General features: G+C 57.4%; 18 protein-coding genes and 1 tRNA gene. 7 read left to right on the top strand and 12 right to left on the bottom strand.

Annotated elements, in window-relative coordinates; translation table 11 throughout:
• The first annotated feature begins 6 nt into the window (after positions 1–6).
• Both IEW12_RS23885 and IEW12_RS23880 read left to right on the top strand, forming a co-directional pair.
• On the top strand, positions 7–642 hold the full coding sequence (locus tag IEW12_RS23885) for a glutathione S-transferase family protein (protein ID WP_188568643.1): 636 nt from the start codon (positions 7–9) through the stop codon (positions 640–642).
• Positions 643–797: 155 nt separating this feature from the next.
• On the top strand, positions 798–1,214 hold the full coding sequence (locus tag IEW12_RS23880) for a flagellar basal body-associated FliL family protein (RefSeq protein ID WP_188568642.1): 417 nt from the start codon (positions 798–800) through the stop codon (positions 1,212–1,214).
• Positions 1,215–1,219: 5 nt separating this feature from the next.
• Here the strand turns inward: IEW12_RS23880 and IEW12_RS23875 are convergent, their stop codons facing one another.
• Entirely contained in the window at positions 1,220–2,233 is a 1,014-nt protein-coding gene (locus IEW12_RS23875) for a transporter (protein ID WP_188568641.1), read from the bottom strand.
• A gap of 297 nt (positions 2,234–2,530) precedes the next feature.
• Here IEW12_RS23875 and IEW12_RS23870 point away from each other — a divergent pair, with 297 nt between their 5' ends.
• Positions 2,531–3,247 (top strand): substrate-binding periplasmic protein, encoded by a 717-nt coding sequence (locus IEW12_RS23870; RefSeq protein WP_188568640.1) that lies wholly within the window; start codon positions 2,531–2,533, stop codon positions 3,245–3,247.
• Positions 3,248–3,393: 146 nt separating this feature from the next.
• Here the strand turns inward: IEW12_RS23870 and IEW12_RS23865 are convergent, their stop codons facing one another.
• Together IEW12_RS23865 and IEW12_RS23860 are read right to left on the bottom strand one after the other, a co-directional pair.
• Entirely contained in the window at positions 3,394–6,231 is a 2,838-nt protein-coding gene (locus tag IEW12_RS23865) for a M16 family metallopeptidase (protein ID WP_188568639.1), read from the bottom strand.
• Positions 6,232–6,461: 230 nt separating this feature from the next.
• Positions 6,462–7,289, bottom strand: a complete 828-nt coding sequence (locus tag IEW12_RS23860; RefSeq protein ID WP_188568638.1) for a D-hexose-6-phosphate mutarotase — start codon at positions 7,287–7,289, stop codon at positions 6,462–6,464.
• 257 nt (positions 7,290–7,546) lie between these two features.
• On the opposite strand from IEW12_RS23860, the gene IEW12_RS23855 reads away from it, so the two are divergent.
• Positions 7,547–8,773: a GIN domain-containing protein gene (locus IEW12_RS23855; RefSeq protein WP_188568637.1), complete on the top strand. Its 1,227-nt coding sequence runs from the start codon at positions 7,547–7,549 to the stop codon at positions 8,771–8,773.
• A gap of 83 nt (positions 8,774–8,856) precedes the next feature.
• Here IEW12_RS23855 and IEW12_RS23850 read toward each other — a convergent pair whose 3' ends face one another.
• The gene (locus tag IEW12_RS23850; RefSeq protein WP_188568636.1) at positions 8,857–10,884 is read right to left on the bottom strand and encodes an alkyl/aryl-sulfatase; all 2,028 of its coding nucleotides are present in this window, start codon (positions 10,882–10,884) and stop codon (positions 8,857–8,859) included.
• Between the two features lie 49 nt (positions 10,885–10,933).
• Complete coding sequence (locus IEW12_RS23845; protein WP_188568635.1) at positions 10,934–12,532, bottom strand: GMC family oxidoreductase; 1,599 nt, start codon at positions 12,530–12,532, stop codon at positions 10,934–10,936.
• Between the two features lie 443 nt (positions 12,533–12,975).
• On the opposite strand from IEW12_RS23845, the gene IEW12_RS23840 reads away from it, so the two are divergent.
• On the top strand, positions 12,976–14,058 hold the full coding sequence (locus IEW12_RS23840; protein WP_188568634.1) for an AraC family transcriptional regulator: 1,083 nt from the start codon (positions 12,976–12,978) through the stop codon (positions 14,056–14,058).
• 14 nt (positions 14,059–14,072) lie between these two features.
• Here the strand turns inward: IEW12_RS23840 and IEW12_RS23835 are convergent, their stop codons facing one another.
• The 4 genes from IEW12_RS23835 to IEW12_RS23820 form a co-directional block, all read right to left on the bottom strand.
• Positions 14,073–16,784 (bottom strand): PAS domain-containing protein, encoded by a 2,712-nt coding sequence (locus IEW12_RS23835; protein ID WP_188568633.1) that lies wholly within the window; start codon positions 16,782–16,784, stop codon positions 14,073–14,075.
• 48 nt (positions 16,785–16,832) lie between these two features.
• Positions 16,833–17,300, bottom strand: coding sequence for a thioredoxin family protein (locus IEW12_RS23830; RefSeq protein WP_188568632.1), 468 nt, complete (start codon positions 17,298–17,300; stop codon positions 16,833–16,835).
• Between the two features lie 111 nt (positions 17,301–17,411).
• Positions 17,412–18,041 carry a LysE family translocator gene (locus IEW12_RS23825; protein WP_188568631.1) on the bottom strand — a complete coding sequence of 210 codons (630 nt, stop codon included), beginning with the start codon at positions 18,039–18,041 and terminating at the stop codon, positions 17,412–17,414.
• 125 nt (positions 18,042–18,166) lie between these two features.
• Entirely contained in the window at positions 18,167–18,958 is a 792-nt protein-coding gene (locus tag IEW12_RS23820; protein ID WP_188568630.1) for a substrate-binding periplasmic protein, read from the bottom strand.
• Positions 18,959–19,265: 307 nt separating this feature from the next.
• Here IEW12_RS23820 and otnI point away from each other — a divergent pair, with 307 nt between their 5' ends.
• Positions 19,266–20,051, top strand: coding sequence for a 2-oxo-tetronate isomerase (gene otnI, locus IEW12_RS23815; protein ID WP_188568629.1), 786 nt, complete (start codon positions 19,266–19,268; stop codon positions 20,049–20,051).
• A gap of 74 nt (positions 20,052–20,125) precedes the next feature.
• Here the strand turns inward: otnI and IEW12_RS23810 are convergent, their stop codons facing one another.
• The 3 genes from IEW12_RS23810 to IEW12_RS23800 form a co-directional block, all read right to left on the bottom strand.
• Positions 20,126–20,551 carry an RcnB family protein gene (locus IEW12_RS23810; protein ID WP_188568628.1) on the bottom strand — a complete coding sequence of 142 codons (426 nt, stop codon included), beginning with the start codon at positions 20,549–20,551 and terminating at the stop codon, positions 20,126–20,128.
• A 194-nt stretch (positions 20,552–20,745) separates the two neighbouring features.
• Positions 20,746–23,544 (bottom strand): M16 family metallopeptidase, encoded by a 2,799-nt coding sequence (locus IEW12_RS23805; protein ID WP_188568627.1) that lies wholly within the window; start codon positions 23,542–23,544, stop codon positions 20,746–20,748.
• Between the two features lie 292 nt (positions 23,545–23,836).
• Positions 23,837–23,911 (bottom strand) — tRNA-Arg (locus IEW12_RS23800).
• Between the two features lie 332 nt (positions 23,912–24,243).
• Between IEW12_RS23800 and IEW12_RS23795 the strand changes: the two genes are divergently transcribed.
• Positions 24,244–24,792 (top strand): c-type cytochrome, encoded by a 549-nt coding sequence (locus IEW12_RS23795; RefSeq protein ID WP_188568626.1) that lies wholly within the window; start codon positions 24,244–24,246, stop codon positions 24,790–24,792.
• Positions 24,793–24,815: the final 23 nt, after the last annotated feature.

The raw sequence follows: 24,815 nt of genomic DNA, 5'->3' as shown, positions 1-24,815 counted from the left end.
GCGACGATGTTCACCTTATTCGGCACCCGCGGCTCGGGCTCGGCCATGGTAGAAGTTGCCTTGCAACTGGCGCAGGCAGAGTTTCGCATCGTTGATGCTGCTTCGTGGGAAGAAAGTGCGGGGCTGGAAGAGTTGAAGAAGATCAATCCTCTGGCGCAGATTCCCACGCTGGTCTTGCCGGATGGCTCGGTACTGACCGAGAGCGCCGCGATCCTGATGCATCTGGGCCTGGAATATCCGGCCAGCGGCCTGCTGCCGCAACAGGCATCGGCGCGGGCGCAAGCCTTGCGCGGCCTCGTGTATATCGCCGCCAATTGCTATGCGGCGATAGGCATCGTCGATTTTCCGCAGCGCTGGTGCACGAAAGCCAATGAAGACGAGCAGCAGCGCATCATCGCCGGCAGTAAGCAGCGGCTGCATCATTTGTGGGATGTGTTCGCGGATACCTTTCCGGCAAACTTGTTGCTGGATGGCATGCATCCCTCTGCACTGGGCCTGATGGCGACGATCGTTTCCCGGTGGTCAGGCAGCAGAGTGCATCTGGCGACATCCAGGCCGGCATTCTCGGCTTTGCTATTGCGCCTGGAACAAGATCCCCAGCTTGCCGCCGTGATGCAGAGGCACTGGCCAGCTCAAGCTTGAGCCCGGCCAAGAAAATTGTAAAATTACTATTTTGATATCAATTTAATGCCGCCTATCCACTACACTATGTAGACACACAGCATGCCAGCCTTTGCATACCTTCTCTAACTCTCTAAAGCATGGCCTGAGTGACATCCATACAGGACGGAGATGCCATGGCGAAGAAGGCTGAAAGCGATAATCTGACGATGTATGCCGCCATCATGGCTTCTATCGGCGTAGCCGGTATTTTTGCCGGCATCTGGTTTTTCAATGCGAAAAAGAGCGAGGCGCCGCCGCAACCCAGCTATCTGGTGCTGAACCTGCCCACGGTGCATATCGAGGGTTATGGCGTGAGGGCGGAAATTTCCATCAAGGCTGACGGCGAAGATGAGGAATGGCTGAAACAGAATCGCGAAACCCTGGACAGCCTGCTGCAAAAAACCCTGATCAATACCGATCCGGAAGCGATACGTACGACTGAGGGCTTGAAAAACCTGCAAGCCAATATGACCAAGGTTGCCAATACCAGTCTGCGTTCGGACAAGGTCAGGGGCGTGTACCTGACCAATCTATTGCTGCAATCCGAATAAACCTTTTATTCCCGCTTGCGGAAGGCCAGCCAGCCTGCGATCACGGTAAACGTGGCGACAATGGCAACCACGATCCAGAAACCCGCAGGATGCTGCGCCAGCGGCACTCCGCCCACATTCATGCCCAGCAGACCGGCGATGATGTTGATAGGCAAGGCCAGCACCGTGACGATGGTCAGCACGAACAGCGAGCGGTTGTTTTGTTCATTGACGCTGGCGGCAATTTCTTCCTGCAGCAGCTTGATCCTTTCCTGCAGCGAAGCCATGTCGCTCAGCACCACTGCAAATTCCTCGGTGGACTGGCGCAGTTCCTGCACATCGGACTCGGCCACCCAAACAGGCGGTTTCTGCAGCAGGCGGAACAGCGCCGCCGGCTCCGGCGCCAGCAGCCTTTGCAGGCGCACCAGCACGCGCCGCAATTCGCCCAGCTTGGCCCGTTTCGGGTTCAGCCTGTCTGCCAGCAGGTGGTCTTCTATATCGTCGACGCGCTTGATCGCATTGCGCACTATGCCTATCAATACATCGGCCTGGTCGCGCAGCAGATGGGTCAGCAGTTCGGTTGCCGAATGGAATAGCTCGCCATGATTGACCGCATTGCGCAGCCTGTCCACCGATTGCAGCGGCTTGCGGCGGGCGCTGATCATCACGTTCTGCTCCACGCACAGCCATAAGGTGGCAATGTCGGAAGCTTCAAACGCAAAATCATGCAGCACATCATTGACCACCGCGATCAGGCCATTATTGGCGTGCTCGATGCGGGTCGAGCGCGAGCCTTCATGCAGCATTTCATAAAATTCATCCGGCAGGCGGCTGTGTTCATGCAGCCATTTTTCGGCTGCGACATTGGCCAGGTTAAAGTGCAGCCACAAAAAGGAGCCGTCACGGCTATCCTGGCGGGTGCGCAGCCACTCCAGCACCGCATCGGCATGGATCGCGCTGCCGGCCTTGCCGGGTTCAAACAGGTAGCCGCAGATCAGTCCGCACTGGTCAGAGCCGTAAGATAAGTTGTCGAGTTGCATGCATGGCCTGTCAGGTTTAAAAGTGGGCGCGCCGCTTGCAACGCATTGCAAGGAATGGCGAGGAATGGTGATCTGCGCCGCAGCTTGCCTCAAGTATAAGCTCGCTGCAGCTTAATTTCCTCCAGGTATTTTACCCGCAAGAGATTGCAGTTTCTTGACATTGACGGTTTGACTTTCACGCTGGCGGGGTATTAAATTCAGAAGGACTGCATCGCCGCAAGCGCATTGCCACGGCATGCCGCTTTGTAGTCGAGAACAGCCGGGTTCACCGGCGCGATTTGGATGGAGAGCGCGATCATGAACAGTAGCCGGCTCCTTCAGTTTGTCCTGGCGGCAAGCCTGGCAACGCCCGTCCATGCGATCAGCCTGACCACGGAAGATTATCCGCCGTTCAACATCGTCAGCCCCAAAAATGGGGAAATCAGCGGCATATCCACCGAGAAGGTGATGGAGTTGATGCGCCGTGCGGGGGAGAAATACACGATTGCCGCCTATCCCTGGGCGCGATCGATACAAATGGCGCAAAACAATCCTGAAACCTGCGTGTTTTCCACGTCGCGCACCCCCGGCCGCGAATCCCTGTATAAATGGGTAGGCCCGCTGGTCAGGAACAACTGGGTGATCTTTGCGCGGGCCGACGACACCCGCCGCCCCAGGACGCTGGAGGATCTGCGGCCTTATGTGATCGGCACCTACCGCAATGATGCGATCGCCGAATATTTTTCGCTGAAAGGCTTCAATACCGACCTCGCCAGCGCCGATGTGGATAACCCGCGCAAGATGTTGTACGGCCGTTTTGATTTCTGGGCTACCGGCGAGTTGCTGGGTATGGATATCCTGCGGCAACAGGGTTTGTCCAAGCTGATTGTTCCGCTATTTGTCTTCAACCAGACCGATATGTACCTGGCCTGCAATACCGGCATGGAGCAAGCGAGAATAGACCATCTGAACCATTTGCTGAAGGAGATGGACAAGGATGGCACCAGCGCGGCGATAGAGAAAAAATACAAATAAAGCTCTCGGGCTATAGAGAAAGACATTTCGCGAACACAAAAAAAGGCCGTCCAGATGGACGGCCTTGCTGTATCTACATTATTTACACTAGCCAGACCAATACCCTGTGTTGCGGGGCAGTGTCTGGCGGTGTTTAGCTACTTTTATTACTTGGCCGCTTCCGGCTTCATCTTGGACTGGTCGCCGGCAATGAAGACGGTCAGCTTGGACGGGTCTATGGTTTTCCTGACCGCGGCATTCAACTGTTCCACTGTCAAGGCCTTGATCTTGTCGTCCAGTGCCTGGCTCCAGGCGAAGGTACGCTGATGCTCCAGGTTGAAGTTCCAGCCTGATGCCAGGCGCGGGTCGCTGGTTCTGCCTTGCAGGCGTTGCTGCAGCAGGCCGGATTTGGCGCGCGCCAGTTCCTGTTCCGTGAATCCATCCTTTAGCATGCGTGCCAGTTCTTCGTTGACGGCGGCATCCACCTTGGCCAGGTTCTGTGGTGCGGCAATCGCGCTGATGCTGAAAGAGCCTACACGGTCCACCGAGCCGGCCTCGATACCTGAGCCACCGCCATAGGACAGGCCGTCTTTCTGGCGTATCCGCAGCATCAGGCGAGAATCCAGGCCGGAAGCGCCGAAGATATAGTTGGCAACATACAGCGCAGGGTAATCGGCATCGTCATCGCGCAACTGCAGATTCATCGCGGCGATATAGAAACCGTTTTCCTTATCCGGCGTATTCAGGGTTTCATGTTTTGCCGGGATATCATCGTAACGGCTGGACAGGCGCGTATACGGCGATGCGCTTTTCCAGTTGCCGTACGCTGCAGCGATCTGCTTTCCTGCTTCTGCCGCATCGACATCGCCGACGATGGACATTTCAGCATTGGACGCGCCGTAGAACTGCTTGTAGTAGGCTTTCACGTCGTCCAGGGTCACCGCCTTGATGCCGGCGATCGATTCGTCGATGGTTTCTGCCGCGCGTATATCGCCCTTAGGATAGCGGTTGAAATACAGTCCCAGCGCGCGCGATGCAACCGCGTTCGGCTCATTGCGGGAAGCTTCCAGGTTGACGATCATTTGCTCACGCGCTTGCGTGAATTCGCTTTCTGGGAAGCTCGGGTCTTTCAGGATATGGGCTGACAGTTGCAATGCTGCGGCAAGGTTGCTCTTGGTCGTCGTAAAACTGTAAATGCCGCCGCTCATTTTCAGCTTGGACATTTCGTCGGCCAGTTCCGCGCGGCTGTATTTGCTCGTGCCCTTGCCTATCATGGAGCCGGTCAGCGCAGCGATCCATTTCTTGCCGACCAGGCTTTTCTCGTCGCCGCGATGCAGGTTCAGCGCCACCGAGACCATTTCACCCTTGGTATGCTTGGACAGGATGGCCACATTGATGTCGCCTATCTTGCTGCGCTGCGTGCGTTTATCGATATTGGCCGGGGACGGATCGAAGTTCTCTGCTTCGCCAGTGCTAGCCTTGCCCTTATAGCCCTTCATCACTTCTTCTATGCTGGGCGCAGCCGGGATTTCCGCGCGCTGCGGCGCATCTTCCGGCAGGAACATGCCTACCGTGCGGTTATCGCGTTTGAAGTACTTGCCGGCAGCAGCGCTTACCTGCTCAGCGGTGATGCTGGCCTGCTGGTCGCGGTTCTGGAACAGGTAGCGCCAGTCGCCCAGTGCGATGATTTCGGACATCGCGACGCCGATTTTTTCATGGTCGTTGAGCAGTTTTTCAGTAGCATTGGCATTCTTGCGCGTGATCCTGTCCATTTCTTCCTTGGTCGGCGCGGTCTTGCTGAAATTTTCTATCGCGCTGATCAGCTCATCACGTACCGGTTCTATAGGCTGGCCTTTCTTGACCACCGCGCCAATAATCTGCAAGCCCGGCGCATACGATCCCAGCGGGATATTCACAATGGCAACTGCCTTGCCGCTTTCCACAAACTGCTTGTGCAGGCGGCCGTTCGGCGAGTCGGACAGGATATCGGCAGCGTAGGACAGCGAATCGTTGTCAGGGTGCAGGCCGGCCGGCATCTTGTAGGCGACTGCAACCAGTTGTATGTCGCCCTTGCGGCGCACGACAAAGCTGCGTTCGCCATCCTGCGTCGGCTCTACCGTCCACAACACCGGCAGGCTGCGCTTGGGCTTGGGCAGTACGCCGAAGGACTCGGAAATCCATTTCAGGGTTTGCGCGACGTCGAATTTACCGGCGATCATCACCACTGCATTGTCCGGCTGGTAATAGGTATGATAAAAAGCCTGCAGGTTTTCTATCTTGACGTTTTCTATGTCGCTGCGATTGCCTATCGTTGAATTGCCGTAGTTGTGCCAGTCATAGGCCACGCTTTGCATGCGCTTCAGCAAAACGCCGAAAGGCGAGTTCTCGCCGCTTTCGTATTCATTGCGGACCACGGTCATTTCAGAATCCAGATCCTTCTTGGCGATGAAGGAATTCACCATGCGATCGGCTTCCATGCCTATCGCCCATTTCAGGTTGTCGTCGCCGGCCTGGAAGATCTCAAAATAATTGGTGCGGTCCAGGCTGGTGGTGCCGTTCGGACGCATGCCGCGTTTATTGAATTCTTCGGTAATCTTGGGATGCTTGGGCGCACCTTTGAACATCATGTGTTCCAGCAGATGCGCCATGCCGGTTTCGCCGTAGTTTTCGTGGCGGGAGCCCACCAGGTAAGTGACATTCACAGTGGTGGTCGGCTTGGAGGCATCCGGCATCAGCAGGATCTTCAGGCCGTTTTGCAGCCTGTATTCGGTAATGCCCTCTACCGTTGTGATCTGGCTGACACCTTTAGGCAGCACCGGGGCAGTCTGCGCGGCGGCGAGGCCACTGGCCAGCAGCGCCACGCCCAGTACGGATGCCCTGGCGATTTTGAAGACGCTATTGAGGCCGGCTACCGTATCGGTATGTCCGTTGCCAGTTTGTAGTTGAGTTGAGCTGTGAACGGAGGCGATACCTGCGCACTGGTGAAAGCGTTTGCTGCCTTGCATTGTATTCCCTTGTGATTGAGATAAGAAAAGGCCGTTGTCGACAGCCATGCTACAGATAGACCGGGCTAAGCATATAAAGTGCCCGGCCCCGGCAGAAATACTGAAGTAACGGCGAAGTATCGAATTTATTACTGGCACAACAATATGTTCTGATTGTTAACACCTGTCAATGAACGAGAAGCTCTAAAGCTGCAAGACAGGCTGGCTGCTGATGGCCGACGGCAGCCGGCTCAGCGGGGTGATGGTATCGCCTGCAGGCCCTGGCTGCCGCTCCAGCGCTCGCCCGGCGCCAGATGAACCGCGTCCATGATGGCCCCGGCTTCCACGCAGAGCATGCGCCGGTAGCCGCCCGGCTCCAGGTCGGCCAGGCTGGCCGCTTTGACGGCGCCGGGATTCCAGACTACCGCATCGCTAAAACCGTAGCTCTTGATCAGGGTGGATTGCGCGCCTTGCCGCAATTCCAGTTGCGCCGGTACATTCGCATAGATACGGTCCACTTCGCCTGCTATGCCCAGCGTTTCGCCGGTATCCACGCAATTTTCAGCGCCGGTAGCGCTGTCCCTATAGTTCAGCCCGGCCAGGCCGTGCACGCTGACGTCGGCGATGTCTTCGACAGCCAGGTAGGTATGCAATGCCGCGGTGAAGCTGAAGGCGGTGTCGCCGCTGTTTTCTACTGCCAGCGCGATGTCCAGGCTATCGCCGGCCACCGTCACCGTCAGTTCCGCCCTGAACACATAGGGCCAGAGCGCTATCGTGGCGATGGATTCATGCAGTTCAAACACCGCCTGCGCGGCGCCGATTTCCGTGTGGCCGGAGCGCTGCAGACGCCAGTTCGAGGTACGGGCAAAGCCGTGCTTGGGTAGCGCACCCAGTCCGGCGAACTGTGGAAAGATCACCGGCACGCCGCCGCGGATAGCTGCGCCTGCGCGAAATTCCGAGGTCTTGCTGAGAAAAAGCTGTTCCTTGCCGCCGGCCGGTATCCATGAGCAGACGTGGGCACCGTGGTGCGTGATCGTGGTTTGCGCGCCATCGTGGGCGCGCAGTATCAGTTGTTCCATAGTGAGCGAGTGAGGTGAGTGAAATTGGTGAGATGCATCATGTTCTGTCAAAAACTGCCTGGCATCCAGCTCAGAATCCTAGCCGCAAGAATAGCAGGAATTGTTTGCCAAAATTACCATGACCTTGCACTTGTCGGTGGTTTTTGCAATTCAAGCCGTCAAATTGGCATTTCGTCACTTTTTGATTCCAATCCGTTAATAGACGATTTATGCTTCCAACTGCCGGATTGCGGTGTCTATCGAAGAAGAGTCAAAAAATGATCAAATACCTAGGATGCTTACTGCTGCTGACGCTGACCGCATGTGAAGTACATGTCAGTGATGACGATGTGAAAGGTAGCGGCAAGCTGGCGGTGGAAAAGCGCGAAGTCGGTGCCTTCAAGGCGATCGAAATGTCAGGTTCGTTTGATGTCGTCGTCACCGGCGAAGGCCAGCCTTCGGTAGAAGTTTCCGGGGATGACAACTTGATCAGCCAGGTCGTGACCACGGTTAATGGCGATACGCTGGTGATCAGCAGGAAATCCCATTCCGGCATACACGTGAATGTCGGCGTCAGCGACTATCCGTTGACGGTGAAGATTTCCGCCGCCAACCTGGAACGCCTGAAAAACACAGGCAGCGGCGACATGCGGGTGGAAAAATACCATGGAGACAAGCTGGAACTGGTGAATGAAGGTTCCGGCGATACGCGCATAGAGGGCAGGGTCGGGGAGCTGGCAGTAAAGAGCAACGGCAGCGGCGACATCGATCTGGGCCAGTTGACCGCGATGAAGATCAGCGCCAAGATGGTTGCCTCCGGCGATACGGTGATGGGCCCGGTCAGCCAGGAACTGAATATAGACAGCAGTGGCTCCGGCGACGTCACTGCCAGGGCGATACAAATGGCGCAAGTGAATGTGGTCATGAAAGGCGCCGGCGATTTTTCCATGGGCGGCCAGTTGAAAGGGCTGAACCTGGTCATGTCTGGTTCAGGCGATATTGACATCGGCGATTTGCAGGCAGACACTGCGAATGTAGTGCTGAACGGCCCGGGCAATCTGACGCTGGCCGGCAAGGTAGGGGAAATGCATGCGGAGCTGAATGGCTCCGGCGATCTGGATACCAGCAGGCTGGAAGTGGCGCGCGCCGTGGTCAAGGATGTCGGCCCGGGCGATGTCAACCTGAGCGGCGTCAGCGAAGCGCTGGAACTGGAAGCGCTGGGCTCCGGCGACATTGATGCGAGTGGCCTGCAGCAGGCGCAAATCAAGCTGACGATGGAAGGTTCCGGCGGGGTGAGCCTGAAAGGCAGCGCCAAATTGCTGGTCGCCAAGCTCAGCGGTTCCGGCGACTTGGATGCGGTCAGCCTGCTGGCCGACCGTGCGCAGGTGAATGTGCGCGGTTCCGGGGTGGCACAGGTCAAGGTCAGGAAGGTAAGCGATGGCAAGGGCAGCCGCGATGAGGATGCACGCGTAGTCAAAATCGACCGGCATGGGGTAGTACAGTAAGCTGCTCCGCAAAAAATAAAAAATCGGCGCTGTTCCCGTCATCCGGGAACAGCGCCGATTTGCTTTTGCTTGCCCGTATCGCTTTATTTAGGTGCGGCCTTTTTCGGTTCTATGACTTCAAACATGGGATTAAATTCATCCAGCATGCTGAACAGTTCCACCAGCTTGTCCGGCGGGCCGCCCAGCTTGATCTTGCCACTCTGGACCGCTTGCGGGAAAGTCATCTGCTTGAGCATGATCGCATTCAGTGTCGGCCTGTCCAGCACCAGGCTGGTATCGGCCTTGTCGGCTGCCTTGCCGCTGGTATAGGTCAGTGCTGAATTTTCCAGGTTCAGCACATAGGTCTGCCGGGTATCGGTGAACTGCCAGTTGATGACGATATGCTTGCCATCGGCCCGGCCTGCATTCAGGCGCACGCCCAGGAAATCGAAGAACATGTCCAGCGACAGCGCCTGCAGCGCATCGGCGGTCAATGAACTCGGCGGGTTGATTTTCGGCATGCCGTTGCGCAGTTCATAGGCGCCAAACAGGTAGGCATTGCGCCAGGTGCCTGCTTCTGCCTGGTAGCCCATCTGTTCCAGCGCATCGGCTGCCAGCTCGCGCGCTTCGCGGTTGGAAGGATCTGCATAGACCAGGTGATTGGCGACCGTGGCAACCCAGCGGTAGTTGCCCTGTTTATAGTCTTCACGCGCGCGCTTGATGATATTGTCGGCGCCGCCCATGTATTCCACATACTTCTTGCCGGCTTCCACCGGTGGCAGCGGATTCAGATTGGCCGGATTGGCGTCGTACCAGCCCAGGTATTTCTGGTACACCGCCTTGCTGTTATGGCTGAGCGTGCCGTAGTAGCCGCGGTCATACCATTCATTGGCCAGGCTGGCCGGCATTTGCAGGGTCTCGGCGATTTCGTTCGGCGTGTAACCCTGGTTCAGCAGGCGCACCGACTGGTCGTGGATGAACTTGTACATATCGCGCTGCTTCTTCATGAAATCGGCGATTTTTTGCGGGCCGCGGGTGGGCCAGTGATGCTGTCCTATCAGGTAGCTGCTGTTAGCGCCGAAAGCGCCCAGCGCTTCATCGATATAGCGCGCCCAGGCATTGCCGTCCCGTACTTCGGCACCGCGTATCGTGTACAGGTTATGCATATTGTGCGAGGTGTTTTCCGCCATATCCAGCACCTTGAACTGCGGGAAATACATATTCATTTCCGACGGCGCTTCGGTGCCCGGCGTCAGGTGGAACACGACTTCTATGCCGTCGAAGACGCGCTTTTCCATATTCTGCTTGATCAGCACATTCGGTGCGATCAGCGTGAGCGAGCCGCGCGACAGCGTCTTGCCCAGGCCGGTATCAACCTGGCCTTTTTCACCCGGCGGCAGCAGCGCACCGAACTGGTATTGCGCGCGCCGGCTCATCGCATTGCCGGCGATGATGTTTTCCGCCACAGCATGTTCCATGAAGCCGTCCGGTGCGATCACCTGGGCCTTGCCGGCTGCTATATCGGCCTCGTCGATGACGGCTTTCACTCCGCCGAAGTGATCGGCGTGGCTATGGCTGTAGATAACATTCAATACCGGTTTTTTCGGCCTGTGCTTGTAGTACAGCGCCAGCGCGGCCGCTGCGGTTTCCCTGGTCAGCAGCGGGTCTATGATCAGCAGGCCCTTGTCGCCCTCAATGATGGTCATATTCGAGATATCGAAGTTGCGCACCTGGTACACCCGGTCCGTGACCTTGAACAGGCCGTGGATGCTATTCAGTTGCGCCTGCCGCCACAGGCTGGGGTTGACCGTGTCCGGTGCCGTTTCTTTTTGCAGGAAGGCATATGGCTTCATGCTCCAGGCAGGGTAGGGCGTTGCGCCGGTGATCAGCGCATCGGGCAGGGTATCGATGAAGCCGTAGCGCGCATCGTCAAAATCGTCCTTGTTGGCAAAAGGCAGACTTTGCTTCAGCCTGGCTTGCGCGGCGATCGTCGCCGGTTCTGCGGGCTTGGGCTGGATCATCTGCGCAGGGGTTTGCTGTGCCAATACGCTAGTGGATTGCAGGCAGAGCAGGGTAGTGGCCTGGGCGATAAGGCCAATTGAGCGTCGTGTAAGCAAGTTGAATGAATGCATGATTTTTATCGGGGTTTGCTGTGGAATTGAGAAATTGTGCTTGAGTCTGCTATCTGCCGGCGCGGATCAGGTCGGCGGCCTTCTCGCCTATCATCATCGTCGGCGCATTGGTATTGCCGCCTATCAGGGTAGGCATGATGGACGCATCGACCACGCGCAAGCCCTGCAAGCCATGTACCTTCAGCGCCGGATCGACCACGGCCATCGCATCGGTGCCCATCTTGCAGGTGCCGACGGGGTGGTACACGGTATCGGCGCGTTCGCGCAGGATGGCGCGGATGTCGTCATCGGTCTTTACATTGGCCGTCAGTTTGTCGCGCGTGCGGGCGGCGGCCAGCGCCGGCGCATCCATCAGGCGGCGCGTCATCTTGAAGCCCTTGACCAGGGTTTCGATATCGTCCGGGTGTTCCAGGAAGCGCGGATTGATCAGCGGCGCTGCCAGAGGATCCTTGCTGGCCAGCGTCAGTTCGCCGACGCTCTTGGGCCGCAGCACGCATACGTGGCAGGAGTAGCCGTGCCCCAGGTGCAGCTTGCGCGCATGGTCGTCCACCATGCCGATGACGAAATGCAGTTGTATATCCGGCGCGGGCAAATCGGCATCGGTCTTCAGGAAGCCGCCGCCTTCGGCAAAATTGGAACTCAGCATGCCGCGCCTTTGCGTCTGGTAGCGCCAGAATTCGCGCGTCATGCGCACTGAGCCGGCGACGGAAAACCCCATCAGGTCCAGGCTGTCGGCGAAGTAATTAAAGGTAAAGTCAGGGTGATCCTGCAGGTTGCGGCCTACGCCGGGCAGATCGTGGGCAACCGGAATGCCGTGCCGCTGCAGGTCCCGGCCGTCGCCTATGCCGGACAGCATCATCAACTGCGGGGTTTGCAGGGAGCCGGCAGCCAGCAGGACCTCTTGTTTGGCACGCAGGCTGCGCTTTTGCCCAGCCTGTAAAAATTCTATGCCAACGGCGCGCTTGCCTTCCATCAGGATGCGCGTTGCGTGCGCACCGGTGATCACCTGCAGGTTGGCGCGCTTGCCCATGTGAGGATGCAGGTAGCCGCGCGCCGCGCTCCAGCGCTCGCCGTTATGCTGCGTCACCTGGTACAGGCCTATGCCCTCCTGTTGTTCGCCATTGAAGTCATCGGTGAGCGGGTAGCCTGCCTGGCGCGCCGCCTCCAGATAGATGGCCGGATAGGGATTGTCCGATTGCAGCGGGCCCACCCTCAGCGGGCCATCGTTGCCGTGGTATTCGTTGCGGATGGCGGCGTTATTTTCCGAGCGTTTAAAGTAGGGCAATACTTCATCGTAGGACCAGCCGCTATTGCCCAGGGAGGCCCAGTGGTCGTAGTCCCAGCGGTGGCCGCGGATATAGCACATCGCGTTGATTGCGGAAGAACCGCCCAGCGCCTTGCCGCGCGGTTGGTAGCCGCGGCGCCCGTTCAGTCCCGGCTGCGGCACGGTCTCGAAAGCCCAGTTATTCAAGCTGGTCGGCAGCATGCCGATGACGGCAGCAGGGGTCTTGACCATCCAGCTATCGCCGCCGCCGCCGGCTTCCAGCACGGCCACGCTGACATTCGGGTCTTCGCTGAGGCGGCTGGCTACTGCGCAGCCACCGGCACCGCCGCCGACCACAATGTAATCAAAGCTGGTTTCGCTCATATTCTTGTCTCCCGGTCATTTTTGTTATCTGAGCGCCGTCTTGTGCGGCGCAATATTGATTGTGAGCTTCAGACGGTGTAAGTTAGGTCTTCAAACCAGTCAAAGCAGACTCTAGAACTCATTTCATCAATAGGAGCGAGTGCGAACGAGTCCATTTGGGATGCAGTGCGAGGCGCGTCGCGACGCAAAGACTGGCCGTCTTTGCTAGCGAACTCGGCGTCCCCGCACAACGCTGCAATGCGCCCAAATGGGCCGTTCCCGGAGGGTTTGCCTTAAAAGTGGCGCTGGACTGCGTTGCACTCGTTGTCAATAGCTTGGCTATTGACGCCTCGCACGCCTTGCCAGCGCCGCTTTTAAGGCAAACGCATCTCACTCCCATTTATGAAATGAGTTCTAGCCTATCTTAGTTGCAGAACTTCCCTAGCGTAAGGACATTCGCTGCCATGTTTGTTGCCAAATCAGAGCCGATCGCCGAGCCAACCCCTGGGCTTGTAGCCGATTCGCCGGTACTGTCTGTCAAGGATGCGATCTTCCCCGCGCATCCGTTTGCCGGCTTGTTTGAAATCGGCGTTGAGCAGCGCTGGCAATTGCGCGACATGTTCCCGGCTTTTGACCTGAGCGACGCCGGTTTGCCGCGTTCGGACCGCCGCATCAATTATCTGCAGGCGCGCGAGAGCCTGTTGCAGGCCAGGCAGCGCGGCGGCGCCGATCTTGGGGTCTTGTCCGGCAGCCGCAAGACGCTGAAAAACCTGGGGGCGATGGGCCTGGGCATGCTGGCGCAGCCTAGCTTGGGCCAGGCCGTCAAGTTTGGCCTGCACTACCAGCTGGTGGCGGGTTCCATGCTGCAACTGGAACTGGAGATCGTGGGCAAGAATGCGGTGCTGGCTTCGCATGCCTTGTTCGATGATGCGGAAATCCAGGAATTCCTGGATGCAGACCACCTGGCGACCGCTGTCAGCGCGATGCGCCAGTTGCCGTGTGCGGCTACCCAGCTCGCGGGAGTCGAATTGCGCGGCAATCTGCAGGCCAGCCGCAGCGTGCTGGAAGATTTTTTCGGTTGCAAGGTGAGTTGCGGGGCGGATTCCAGCAGGCTGATCTTTGCTTCGCCAACGCTGGATACTCCCTTGATGTCGCAATACGAAAATGCCGAGATGCTGTCGCGCCAGGCCTGCGACAGCGAACTGAATGAAATGGGCGTAGTCGGCAAGCAAAGCCTGGTACGCAAGCTGGTTTCCATGCAATGCGAATTTCATAGCGTGCAGGATATGGCGTCGGCGCTGGGCATCAGCCCGCGTTCGTTGCACCGCCTGCTGGCCAGGGAAGGAACTTCGTATTTCCATATTACCGAATCGGTCAGGATAGAACGCGCCAAGCGCCTGCTGCTGGCCGGGGTGACGACCGAAGACGTGGCCGAGCGGCTCGGTTATTCGGATGCACGCAGCTTCCGGCGTGCCTTCAAACGCTGGACCATGCTGACGCCGACCGATTTCCGGCTGGTGCATGCGCAAGGCATGCTGCAGCAATAAGGGAGCGCGGCACTTTATTCAGCAGCGTCGAATTCAAACCAGAAAGTGGTGCCCTTGCCCTCGCCGGTTAAAAATCCCAGCTTGCCGCCCATTTTTTCCACCAGTGTCTTGGTGATGCTGAGGCCCAGGCCGGTGCCGCCCTGCTGGCGGGTATTGGTGCCGTCTGCCTGCGTAAAGGGTTCAAAGATATGCGGACGGTAGCTAGCCGGGATGCCCGGCCCGTGGTCGGTCACTTCCACCCGGCAGGCCTGGCCGTTTTGCCACAGGCAGATATCGACGGTATCGCCGTCGGCTGAGAATTTGGCGGCATTGGACAGCAGGTTGGCCATCACCTGCATCAGCCTGTCGCTGTCGGCCCGGATCAGCGCCCGCGGCGGATGCTCGCTGTAGCGTAGATGAACCTTCAGTGAAGACGCGTAGGCCATATTGGCTTCTATCGCATTTTCCAATAACTGGGCCAGGTCCAGCCGCTCCGTCCTGAAAATCATCTTGCCGCTGACCAGCTTGTCCATATCGAGGATATCGTTGACCAGGCCTATCAGCCGCACGCTGTTATTGTGTGCGATATGGATCAGGTGCCTGGCCTTGGGCGGCAGCTCGCCGGCGATGCCGGCTTCGACCAGCCCCAGCGAGCCGCGTATCGATGTCAGCGGCGTACGCAGTTCATGGCTGACGACAGAGATGAACTCGGATTTCAACTGGCCTATGCGCTGCCTTTCGCTGATATCCATCGCAAACACAACCCATTCATTGCGCGAGCTTTCCAGGTAGTTCAAGCCGACCAGTATCGGTATCTTGTGGCCGTCCTGATGCCTTAGCATCAGTTCAAACGGCGCCACGCTGCCGGTCGCGACCAGCTCTTCATACGCCTGCTGGCAAGTCTGCCGGTCCTGCTCGGAAAACAGCATTTCCCAGAATATGCTTTGTCCTATCAATTCCTCCCGGCGGTAGCCGGACAATTGGCAGAAGACCTGATTGACATCGGTCAGGTGGCCGGTGACGACCCCTTGCGCTATGCCGACCAGGCTGGAATTCATCAGTCTTTGCAGGCGGCGTTCACTGCTTGTCAGCGCGTCCAGCATGCTGTGCTGCAAAGTGATATCTTCCATCATCCATACCGCGCCGCGCACATAGTTTTCAGATGGCAGCGCACGTCCCGCTATCCTGGCGATGAAGCTTTCACCGGTAACGCGCTTGACTTTCCATTCGACATCCACCGCCTCATCCGCCAGCAGCTTGGGTGCAACCAGCGCGCTGAAGGCTTTGTAGTCGTCGGCGTCCTGGCACAGGAAATTGGTTTGCACGCCTATCATCGCCTGCGCGCTGGCGAAGCCGCAGAGTTCTGCCAATGCGCTATTGGCACGTACAATGACCCCTTCCGTCGCAAACATGATGCCGAGCGGGGCATTCGAGATCAGGATATCCAGTTCCTGTGCCAACTGCTTGTAGCGGCTATTGCTGGCGTTCAGCAATTCCTGGCTGGACCTGGCTTCTTCTTCGGCCTTTTTGCGCTCGGTGATATCGATATGGGTACCCAGCATGCGCACGGCGCGGCCTTCGTGGTTCCACTCCACTACGCTGCCCAGCGACATGATCCACTTCCAGTCACCAGACCTGGTCTTCTGGCGAAACTCCGCGTGAAAGTCCTTCCCTTTGCTATTGCTGAAGTGCGTCTGGTAGGCTTTCTTCAAACCGGGTATGTCGTCAGGGTGGATGCGGTGTTCCCAAAAGTCGCGCCAAAACTTTTTGGAGTCGGAAAATTCTTCCGGTTCATAGCCCAGCATGCGGGCAAATTCGGGGCTGGCGCTGGCTTCGCCGGTCAGTATATTGAAGTCGTACACGCCCTGGTTGGACGCCTTCAGCACCAGCCGCATTTGCTGTTCTGCCGCGCTGAGCTTTTGCTCGGCCAGCTTGCGTTTGCTGATATCGCTGATAAAGCCATGCCACAGCACGCTGCCGTCGCCCAGTTTTTCCGGCCTTGCATCTCCCATCAGCCAGCGTTCTCCGCTGCTTAGCTGTACCCGGTATTCGTGATGCCAGGGGGTCAGCAGGCGGGCCGATTCCATGATGCCGGCGCGTACGCTTTCCAGATCGTCGGGATGTATTTTGTTGAACACTTCCGTGGCGTCACGCCTCACCTGCTCCGGCGTGACTTCGTAGATATCCTGGATGCCCACGCTGGCGTAGGGAAAAAAGCTGCTGCCGTCCGGCGCCAGTTGAAACTGATAAAAGATGCCGGGTAATTGCTGCGAGAAAGTGGTCAGCAGCGCATGGCTCTTTTTCAATTCCTCATGCAGCAGTCGGGTGGGAGTGATATCGGTCACCAGGCCCATCATGCGGGCCGGCTTGCCTTCTGCCGTGCACGCCACCAGCGCGCCGCGCGAGCGCAGCCATTTCCAGCTGCCGTCGCTGCACTGCAGGCGATGTTCATTGTCATAGACCGGAATTTCGCCTGCCAGATAGGCGCGCGTGGTTTCCAGGGTTTGCGGCGCGTCATCCGGATGCAGGCGCCTGGTCCATTCACTCAGATGGTTGCCGAATTCGCCGTCGGCGTAACCGAGAATTCGCTTGTACGGCTGGGAAAAGAAGACTTCGTTGCTGACCAGATCCCAGTCCCAGATGCTGTCGCCTATGGCTTCCAGCACCGAGCGCAGGCTGTCATTGCCCGCAAATTGCAGCGCTGCGGCTACGTGGTGCTGTGCGAAGCTGGACGGGCTATTGGACATGGCACCAGCAATCTGCCCTGCATGCATGTTTGCAGCAGGGCCTTGGATTTAAGGGTGTGCGGCGATGACCTGGCTGAAGAAGTCGTACACGCCTTGCTCGCTCATCTTGCGGGCATTGGACAGTTCGCCGGCCTTGGTGGCATACAGCAGATTATTGTCCGCTGTCAGCACCACGGCTGCCGGAATACCCTTCTTGATCGGATTGCCGTAGGCATTGGCGATAGGTAGGTTCTTGTCAAACTGGCCGACGTCCACTTTTACGACGACAAACTTGCTGTCGATCAAGGGTGCGCTCTTGCCATGGATGGATTTGTCCAGCTCACGGCAATCGGTGCACCAGTTGGCGCCAAACAGTACCAGTACTTTCTTGTGCTGGGCAGTAGCGTCGGCCAGTGCCTTGTTCAGTTCCGCGCCGGCATCGGCTTTTTCGTCATACGGCAGGGCACCGGCGGCAAAGCTGGCGGAAGTAAAGGAGGCGAAGCACAGAGCCAGGCCGAGGGCGATCAATTTTTTCATGGCTTTCTTTCAAATAAACAAAACTGGCTGTCAGGATAATATATTTTCATCCGCAGCGCATGCTGTCGAGAATAGCAGAATTTGTCATTCTGCTATTGTTTGCGTAAATACTCAGGCGCGGCGGAAGGTGGCCAGCGCCAGTGCCAGCATCGCCATCACCACGGCGCAGCCGCGGTTGATCATCTTCAGTCCTGCCGCAGACAGCAGGCGGGCGGCGCGCTTGCCCGCCATCGCATAGGCCAGCATGACCATTGCATCTATGCTGAGGAAGACTGCGCCGAGGATAAAGTATTGCAGCGCCAGCGGCTGGCCGGCATCGACAAATTGCGGCAGGAAGGCGGAAAAAAACAAGATGGCCTTGGGATTGGACAAGGACACGGTGGCGCAGCGCAGGAAGGCTTTTTTAGGGCTGGTATGCGGCGTATCCTTATCCATATTGCCGGTTTCAATCGCGGCGGGTTCGCTGCGCCATAGCTTGTAGGCCAGCCAGCACAGGTAGATCACGCCCAGCACGCGCAGTAGGTTGAACAGGGTTTCCGATGCCAGCAGCAGGGAGCCCAGGCCGACCGCGACCGCGGCGATCAGGCAGGCGCTGGCGAGGGTGGCACCGGCAATGCCGTATGCCGCCACCCGCGTGCCCGAACTGATGCCGTTCGACAGCGCCAGCAGCATGGTAGGGCCGGGAGTGACTGCCAGCGCGACGGAAGATACGAAAAACAGGAGCAGGGTACTGACTAGCATGGCTTTTCCTTCTAGACGAAAAAATGGCTTAAAGCTAACTTTAGCATGTAAATCAGGGGCAAAACAGGCTGATCATCGATGCAGCCAGGCGTGCTGAAGCCAGGGGCCACGCAGCCTCGCCCGGCTTATTTCAGCCTTTGATGCCGTGGCGCTGCGGCCAGGCTCTGGTAGTAGTCGTTTTCCATCTGCTTCAGTTTGACCTTTGCCACCGCCGTATTGAAGGCCTGCTGCATGGCCTTGCCCTTGGCATTGCGCTGGAAGCAGATATGCAGCGAGAAATTGGTCAGCTCATGCTCGTCGAAAAGGATCTGCTCCTTTTCCTGCTGCAGGGATGGTTCATTGATCAGCAGGCTGCGCAGCACGGCCTTGTCGATGACGATGGCCTGCACCCTGCCGGCCAGCAGCTTGCGGATATTGCTGATATCGGTGGGGGCGACATCGGTATGCAAGTCGCCCTGCCTCACCAGCGCATCAAAATAGCTGTCGTTGGCATAGTCTTGCACCGTGCCTATCTTGATATCCTTCAGGTCGCTCAGTTCTTTCCAGTGGAAAGCGGTTTTCTTCAAATGCGCAAAGCCATTGGTGCTGCTGCCCAGAGGACTGGAAAAGTAGCATTGTTTTTCGCGCTCGGGCAAATAAAAGGCCGGGAAATAACCGGCATACCCCGGGTCGTCGCTGCCGGCCTGCATGGCGCGGCTCCACGGCAGATGTTCTATCTGCAATTGGTAGCCGGCCACGCTGGCGATGGCTTTCGCAGCCGACGCGGTCAGGCCGCCGTCCGGCATATGCGAGCTCACATAGGGGCCCCACTCCAGGCTGGCGAGGCGCATGGTTTTGTCTTGCGCATGGCTGTAGCCAGCCCATTGCAGTGACAATGCGACGACGCCTGCGAGCAGGATGCTAAGGTACTTACTCATGAAATTCTGGCATGCTGGTAGTGCGTATGACGGTGCTTGAAGTCGCGCGTGTGGTAAAGCTGATAATTCAGCTTTTAATGCAGCTTTTAACTCAGCTTTTAATGCAGCAGGTAATAAAACGCTGGTAATTAATACACACAAAGCGCTTATAACAGCGATCTGGCTAAAATGGATTTAAGTGTAATATAAAAGAAGGAATATATTTCCCAATTGCACAGCCACGCAAGCATAAATTTTGTTAAAAAGCACGGAATTGCTGCCGAACCGGCAATATTATTGAAATTAAATATACTGAAATGTCTATGCCATGCCAAAATTTGCCGCCAATCTGACCATGCAGTTCAATGAGGTTCCTTTCATGCAGCGCTTCCAGGAAGCCGCCAAGGCTGGCTATGCTGCGGTGGAATTTTTATTTCCGTATGAGTTTGCCGCGCAGGATATTGCCGCCGAACTGCAGGGCTCCGGCTTGAAGAATGTGCTGTTCAATGTCTCGCCCGGCAATTGGGCTGGCGGCGAGCGCGGCATTGCCTGCCATCCCGGCAGGCAGCAGGAATTTCGTGACAGCGTGCAGCAGGCGTTGGAGTATGCGCGGGTGCTGGGCACGCCTTGCGTGCATGTGATGGCCGGCATTCTGCCCGCAGGAGCGGCGCCGCAGCAATGCCACGATGTGTATATAGAAAATTTGCGCCATGCCTGTGCCGAAGCCGCGAAATACGGCATCCGCTGCCTGATAGAACCGATTAATACGCGCGACATGCCCGGCTATTTCCTGAACCTGCAGGCGCAGGCGCATGCAGTGCGGGAGGAGGTCGGCGCTGCCAATCTACAGGTGCAGATGGATTTTTATCATGTGCAGATCATGGAAGGCGATATCGCGGTGAAACTGCGCCGCTATCTGCCGCACGTAGGGCATATTCAGATTGCCGGCGTACCGGACCGGCACGAACCGGACAGCGGAGAAGTCAATTATCCGTATCTTTTCAAGCTGCTGGATGAGCTGGGTTACGAGGGCTGGATAGGTTGTGAATATCGGCCCGTAAATGGCACAGTGCAGGGCCTGGGCTGGATGAAGGCGGCGCTCGCCGCAGTTTGATTTAGTAGTTGATTTGGTAAACGTCGGCTGCGCAGCCCGTTTTATTCGGGCTGCGCAGCCGCAGCAGGTTTGCCTCAGTTATTCAGCAAGACTTGCAGGATCAGGCCGGTTGCGACCGCCGCCAGCACATAGTCGCCGCCCGACTGCACCCAGTGGTAGCCGCGTGGAGGCGCGTTCAGGTGATGGCCGCGCCAGTCGTCCACCACATATTGTTTGGCACGGTATTCCGGTGGCAGGCGCTCGCCCTTCTGGAAGCGGTGGCGCTGGTTTTCATAGCGGTCATTGTGGCTGCCTTCCGCATACACACGCCCCTGGTCGTAACGATTGCCGCGGTCATCGCGATGGTCGTCACGGTGGTCGCGGCGGTCATCGCCACGGCGATCGTTGCCCTGATTGCCGCGCCCGCGGTCATCCCGGTGATCGTCATTTTGGGCGTAGGCAACATTGCCCAGGCCAATCGACATTGCCATGATGGCGGAAACGATTACTTTATAGTTCATACAACCCCCTTGTGGTAGTGCACGCTGTACGCGGGCGACATGGCTATCATGCTAACGCCCGGACTAGCCGGTATTTTGTCGCTCAAGTAACACTAGTAACTCCAGTAACAAGTTATGCGAGCGGCGGAGGAATGTATGTACGCCATCGTACGCACGGGAAAGTGATGGCCGCCGGGTGCTGCATCGCTATCACTTCATTTGAAATCTCCGGCGGTAACGGTGACCAGTTTGGCATAGCTGATATACCTGTTCATCGCCGCCCTGACCTGGTCCGGCGTCAGCGCCATGATCTTGCGTTCAAAATCGGCATCGAACTGCATCGTGCGCCCCAAGTGCAGATTGCTGCTGATCTGTGCCGCCAGCTCGCCGTCCTGGCTGCGCGACAACTGAAATTGCTGGGCCAGGCTCTTCTTGGCATCTTCTATCTCGGCTGCAGTAAAGCCGTCGCGCAAGGCGCGCGCGATTTCTTCGCGCAGGCCGGCTTCCAGCTTGTTGCGGTTTTGCGGCGCAAAGATAGCCACCACGACAAAGTTGGCAGTTTCATCTACAGAAGATGGATTCAGGTAAGAACCGCCGCCATAGCTGACGCCGTCTTTCTGGCGTATGCGTTCCAGGATGCGCGAGTTGGTGCTGCCGCCCAGCAGGTAGTTGCCCAGGCTGAGTGCGGCAAAGTCCGGGTTGTGATCGCTGACGGGGATGGCCATGGTGCCAAAGAAAAAGGCATTCGCTTTATCCGGCGTCGATTTACTCAGGCTTTGCGGCCGGGTTTCCTGATAGGGCTTGGGCACGCGCTGGTACAACTGCTTGGCGCGCCAGTCGCCGAAATTTCTTTGCAATGCCGCTTCAACCAGCGGCGCATCAAAATCGCCGACGATGGCCGCTTCTGCATATGCCGTGCCGTAAAACTCCAGCCAGAAATTTTTGGCGTCATCCAGTTTGGCAGCCTCCAGTTCTGCGATACGCTCGTCGGTGCTGTGGTAGTAGCGTGGATCATCGGCGGGCCAGGTATTCAGTTGCTTGCGCGCGATATCCACCGCCACCGCTTGTGGATCCTTGCGCGATTCTTCCAGTTGCGCCAGGTTCTGATCCACCACCTGGTCGAATTCCGCCGCGTCAAAGGCAGGCTGGCGCAGCGCGTCGCGCAACAGTTCCAGCACGCGCGGCACATTGTCCCTGATCGTCTCCACGGTAATGCTGACGCCAGTTGCGGAACCGTCTATCTGCAGCCTGGTCTTCAGCCTGTCCAGTTCCTCGGTAAACTTTTGATGGTTCAGGGTTTGCGTGCCACGGCTGAGCATCGCCGCCGCCAGTTCGGCCGCAGTGGCCTTGCCTTTCAGGTTGTCCTGATTGCCCATATTCAGATTGAAGCTCATCACGACGGTGCCGCCGCGGGTACTCTTGGGCAGCAGTGCATACTTCATGCCGTTTTGCAGCGTGCCGGTTTGCGTGCGGCGGTCTATATTATCCGGTGTCGCGATGAAATTTTCAGCCTGCGCGATGGCCACGCCCGGCACAAAGGTCTTCACCTGTTCCGCGATATTGACCTTGGCGGGAGCGGGCACACGATCCGGCTGCGTGTCGGGAATGAAGCTGCCGCTGGTGCGGTTGCTGGACTTCAGCCAGGTGATGGCGACACGCTGTACGTCTTCCCGCTTCAATGCCTTCAGGCGATCGCGGAACATGAAAAACAGGCGCCAGTCGCCATTGCCTATGCTGTCCGACAGCGCCACTGCGAATTTTTCCGGATCGTTATATACCTGCTCCTGGTCGGATTCCAGCTTGGCCCTGGCGCGCTCCAGCTCTTCCTGCGTGACCGGGTTGCCGGCGAAGCCCTCGATCACGTCAAGCATGATCTTCTTTGCCTCCGGCAGGCTTTGTTCGCTGCGTAAATTCGCACCCAGCAACAGGAAGCCGGGTTCTTCCATATTGGCCGCCCATGGATAGACTTCCGTGGCTTTTTTCTTGTCCACCAGCGCCTTGTACAGGCGGCCATTGGGCGAATCGCCGAGGATCAGCGCCAGCACCTCGGTTGCCACATAGTCGGGATGCGCTGCCGGCACGGTGTGGTACAGCGCCGCGATGCCCTGCGATTCGCCGACGCGGCGCACGGTGACGTCGCGCTCGCCGTCCTGCACCGGGTCCAGGGTATAAGTGGTTTCTATCAGCCGTTTCGGGCGTGGTATTTTGCCGAACTGCTGGGCGATCAAAGACAGCGTCTGCGCGCTGTCAAAGGCGCCGGCGACGATCAGCGTGGCATTGTCCGGCTGGTAGTACTTACGCCAGAATGCCCGCAGCCGTGGGATATTCACATTCTCTACATCGGTGCGCGCGCCTATCGTGGATTTGCCGTAGTTGTGCCATTGGTAGGCTGCCGACGTCACATGCGCGATCAGCGTCGAACTGGGAGAATTTTCATTCTTTTCCATCTCGTTGCGGACTACCGAAAATTCGGTTTTCAGGTCTTCCCCAGAGATGCGAGAGTTGACCATGCGGTCTGCTTCCATAGCGATTGCCCAGGCCAGCGTATCCGGGCGGGCAGCAAAGGTTTCATAGTAATTGGTACGGTCCAGCCAGGTGCTGCCATTGAAATTGACGCCGCGCTGCGACAGTTCTTCCCACAGCCGTGGATGCGCCTTGCTGCCCTTGAACATCAGGTGCTCCAGCAAATGTGCCATGCCGGTTTCGCCATAGTTTTCATGGCGTGAACCGACCCGGTAGGTGATGCTGACCGTCGTGGTCGGTTTGCTGGAATCGGCGACCAGCAAGACTTTCAGGCCGTTCCACAACTGGTATTCATTGATGCCTTCCACGCTGCGCACCAGGCGCGCGCCGGGCGGCATGAAGGGTGGGGCGGTGACAGGCGCGGGTGCAAGCGCAAGTGCAGTGGCGGGCGTTGCGACAGCAGCGGAGGCTGGAGTATCGGCAGCCCATGCAGGCGAGCATAGTAATGCGGCGAAGACCAGCGCGGCGAACGAAGGGCGTATCGGTTTCATGGCGGGCGGCACCTGGGTGTTGGATTGATCACAGCTACACAAAAATGATGCTAACAGAAGCACATGCAAATGATGTATCGGTGTATTTCAGACCACTAGGTATTAAATGAGCAGGACAGCGTGCCCGTTCTTCTTACCGCTTTGAGGAGGATTTGATCATACGCCTTTCGGCCGGTTTTGAATCACAGGCTGCGGCCCGGCCATGTTCCGGAGGGCATGCATTAACGCAGCAGCGCAGCAGCGCAGCGAACCAAGCTCGCGCAGCTTGCGGCATTTGTTGCAGAAATGGAAATGGTGCGACCGACAGGAATCGAACCTGTATTGCGGGCTTCGGAGGCCCGTATCCTATCCGTTGGAAGACGGTCGCAGTGGGTACTGACGGGTGCAGGCCCAAAAATTACAGGGACTTGCATGAATAGTCAGCTATTTTAACCTATTGCTGCCGGTTACCGACAGCCTATCTGCACAAAGGGTTTTTTGAAGGCGGTTAAAATGGCAGAAAAATTACTTTTTTTGTCCTTAATAACTGTGTCTGTTTGTCCAAAAATGCACAACTTAACAATAAATTCCCGTTCCAAACTACTTGCTTTAGTTCTATAATCAAGGGTTTGATGCGGTGATGCTCTAATCAGCCAGCAGAGTAGTCCGCCAGCAGCAGCTCCATTAAATTAGCTATCTTAGAATTGCACCGAGGAAAATATGAGCGACGCACACGACGAACACGAATCAGCAATCAGGACACCTAAGCAACTTATCGTTGCCGTTGCAGCCGGTTTTATCGTTCCTATTATCGCGATTGTGCTGCTCGTGCAATTCGTTACTTCAGAACATAAGGTCGGTGCCGGTTCTTCCGCGCTGACGCCGGAAGCGATTGCTGCACGCATCAGCCCGGTAGCTGCCGATGGCTTTACATTGAAAGACGCCAATGCGCCCAAGCAGTTGCAAACTGGCGAAGCGGTGTACCAGGCAACTTGCGTAGCTTGCCATGGTAGCGGCGCTGCAGGTTCTCCTAAGTTCGGCGACGCTGGTGCATGGGCCCCACGTATCGCTCAAGGCTACGATAAGGTAGTTGAACATGCGATCGGCGGTTTGCGCGCAATGCCGGCCAAGGGCGGCAATCCTGATCTGGACGACGTAGAAGTGGCGCGCGCCGTGGTGTACATGGCCAATGCATCCGGCGGCAAGTTCAAGGAACCGGAAGTGAAAGCTCCTGCCGCAGCAGCAGACGCAGCCAGCGCTTCCAAATAAGCATTAGCAGTAAAAAATAAAAG

This window comes from Parundibacterium terreum (genome assembly GCF_014636315.1).
Classification (GTDB): Bacteria; Pseudomonadota; Gammaproteobacteria; order Burkholderiales; family Burkholderiaceae_D; genus Undibacterium; species Undibacterium terreum.
The sequence above is the reverse complement of the archived record's forward strand: the minus strand, read 5'-3'. Positions and strand labels throughout refer to the sequence as shown.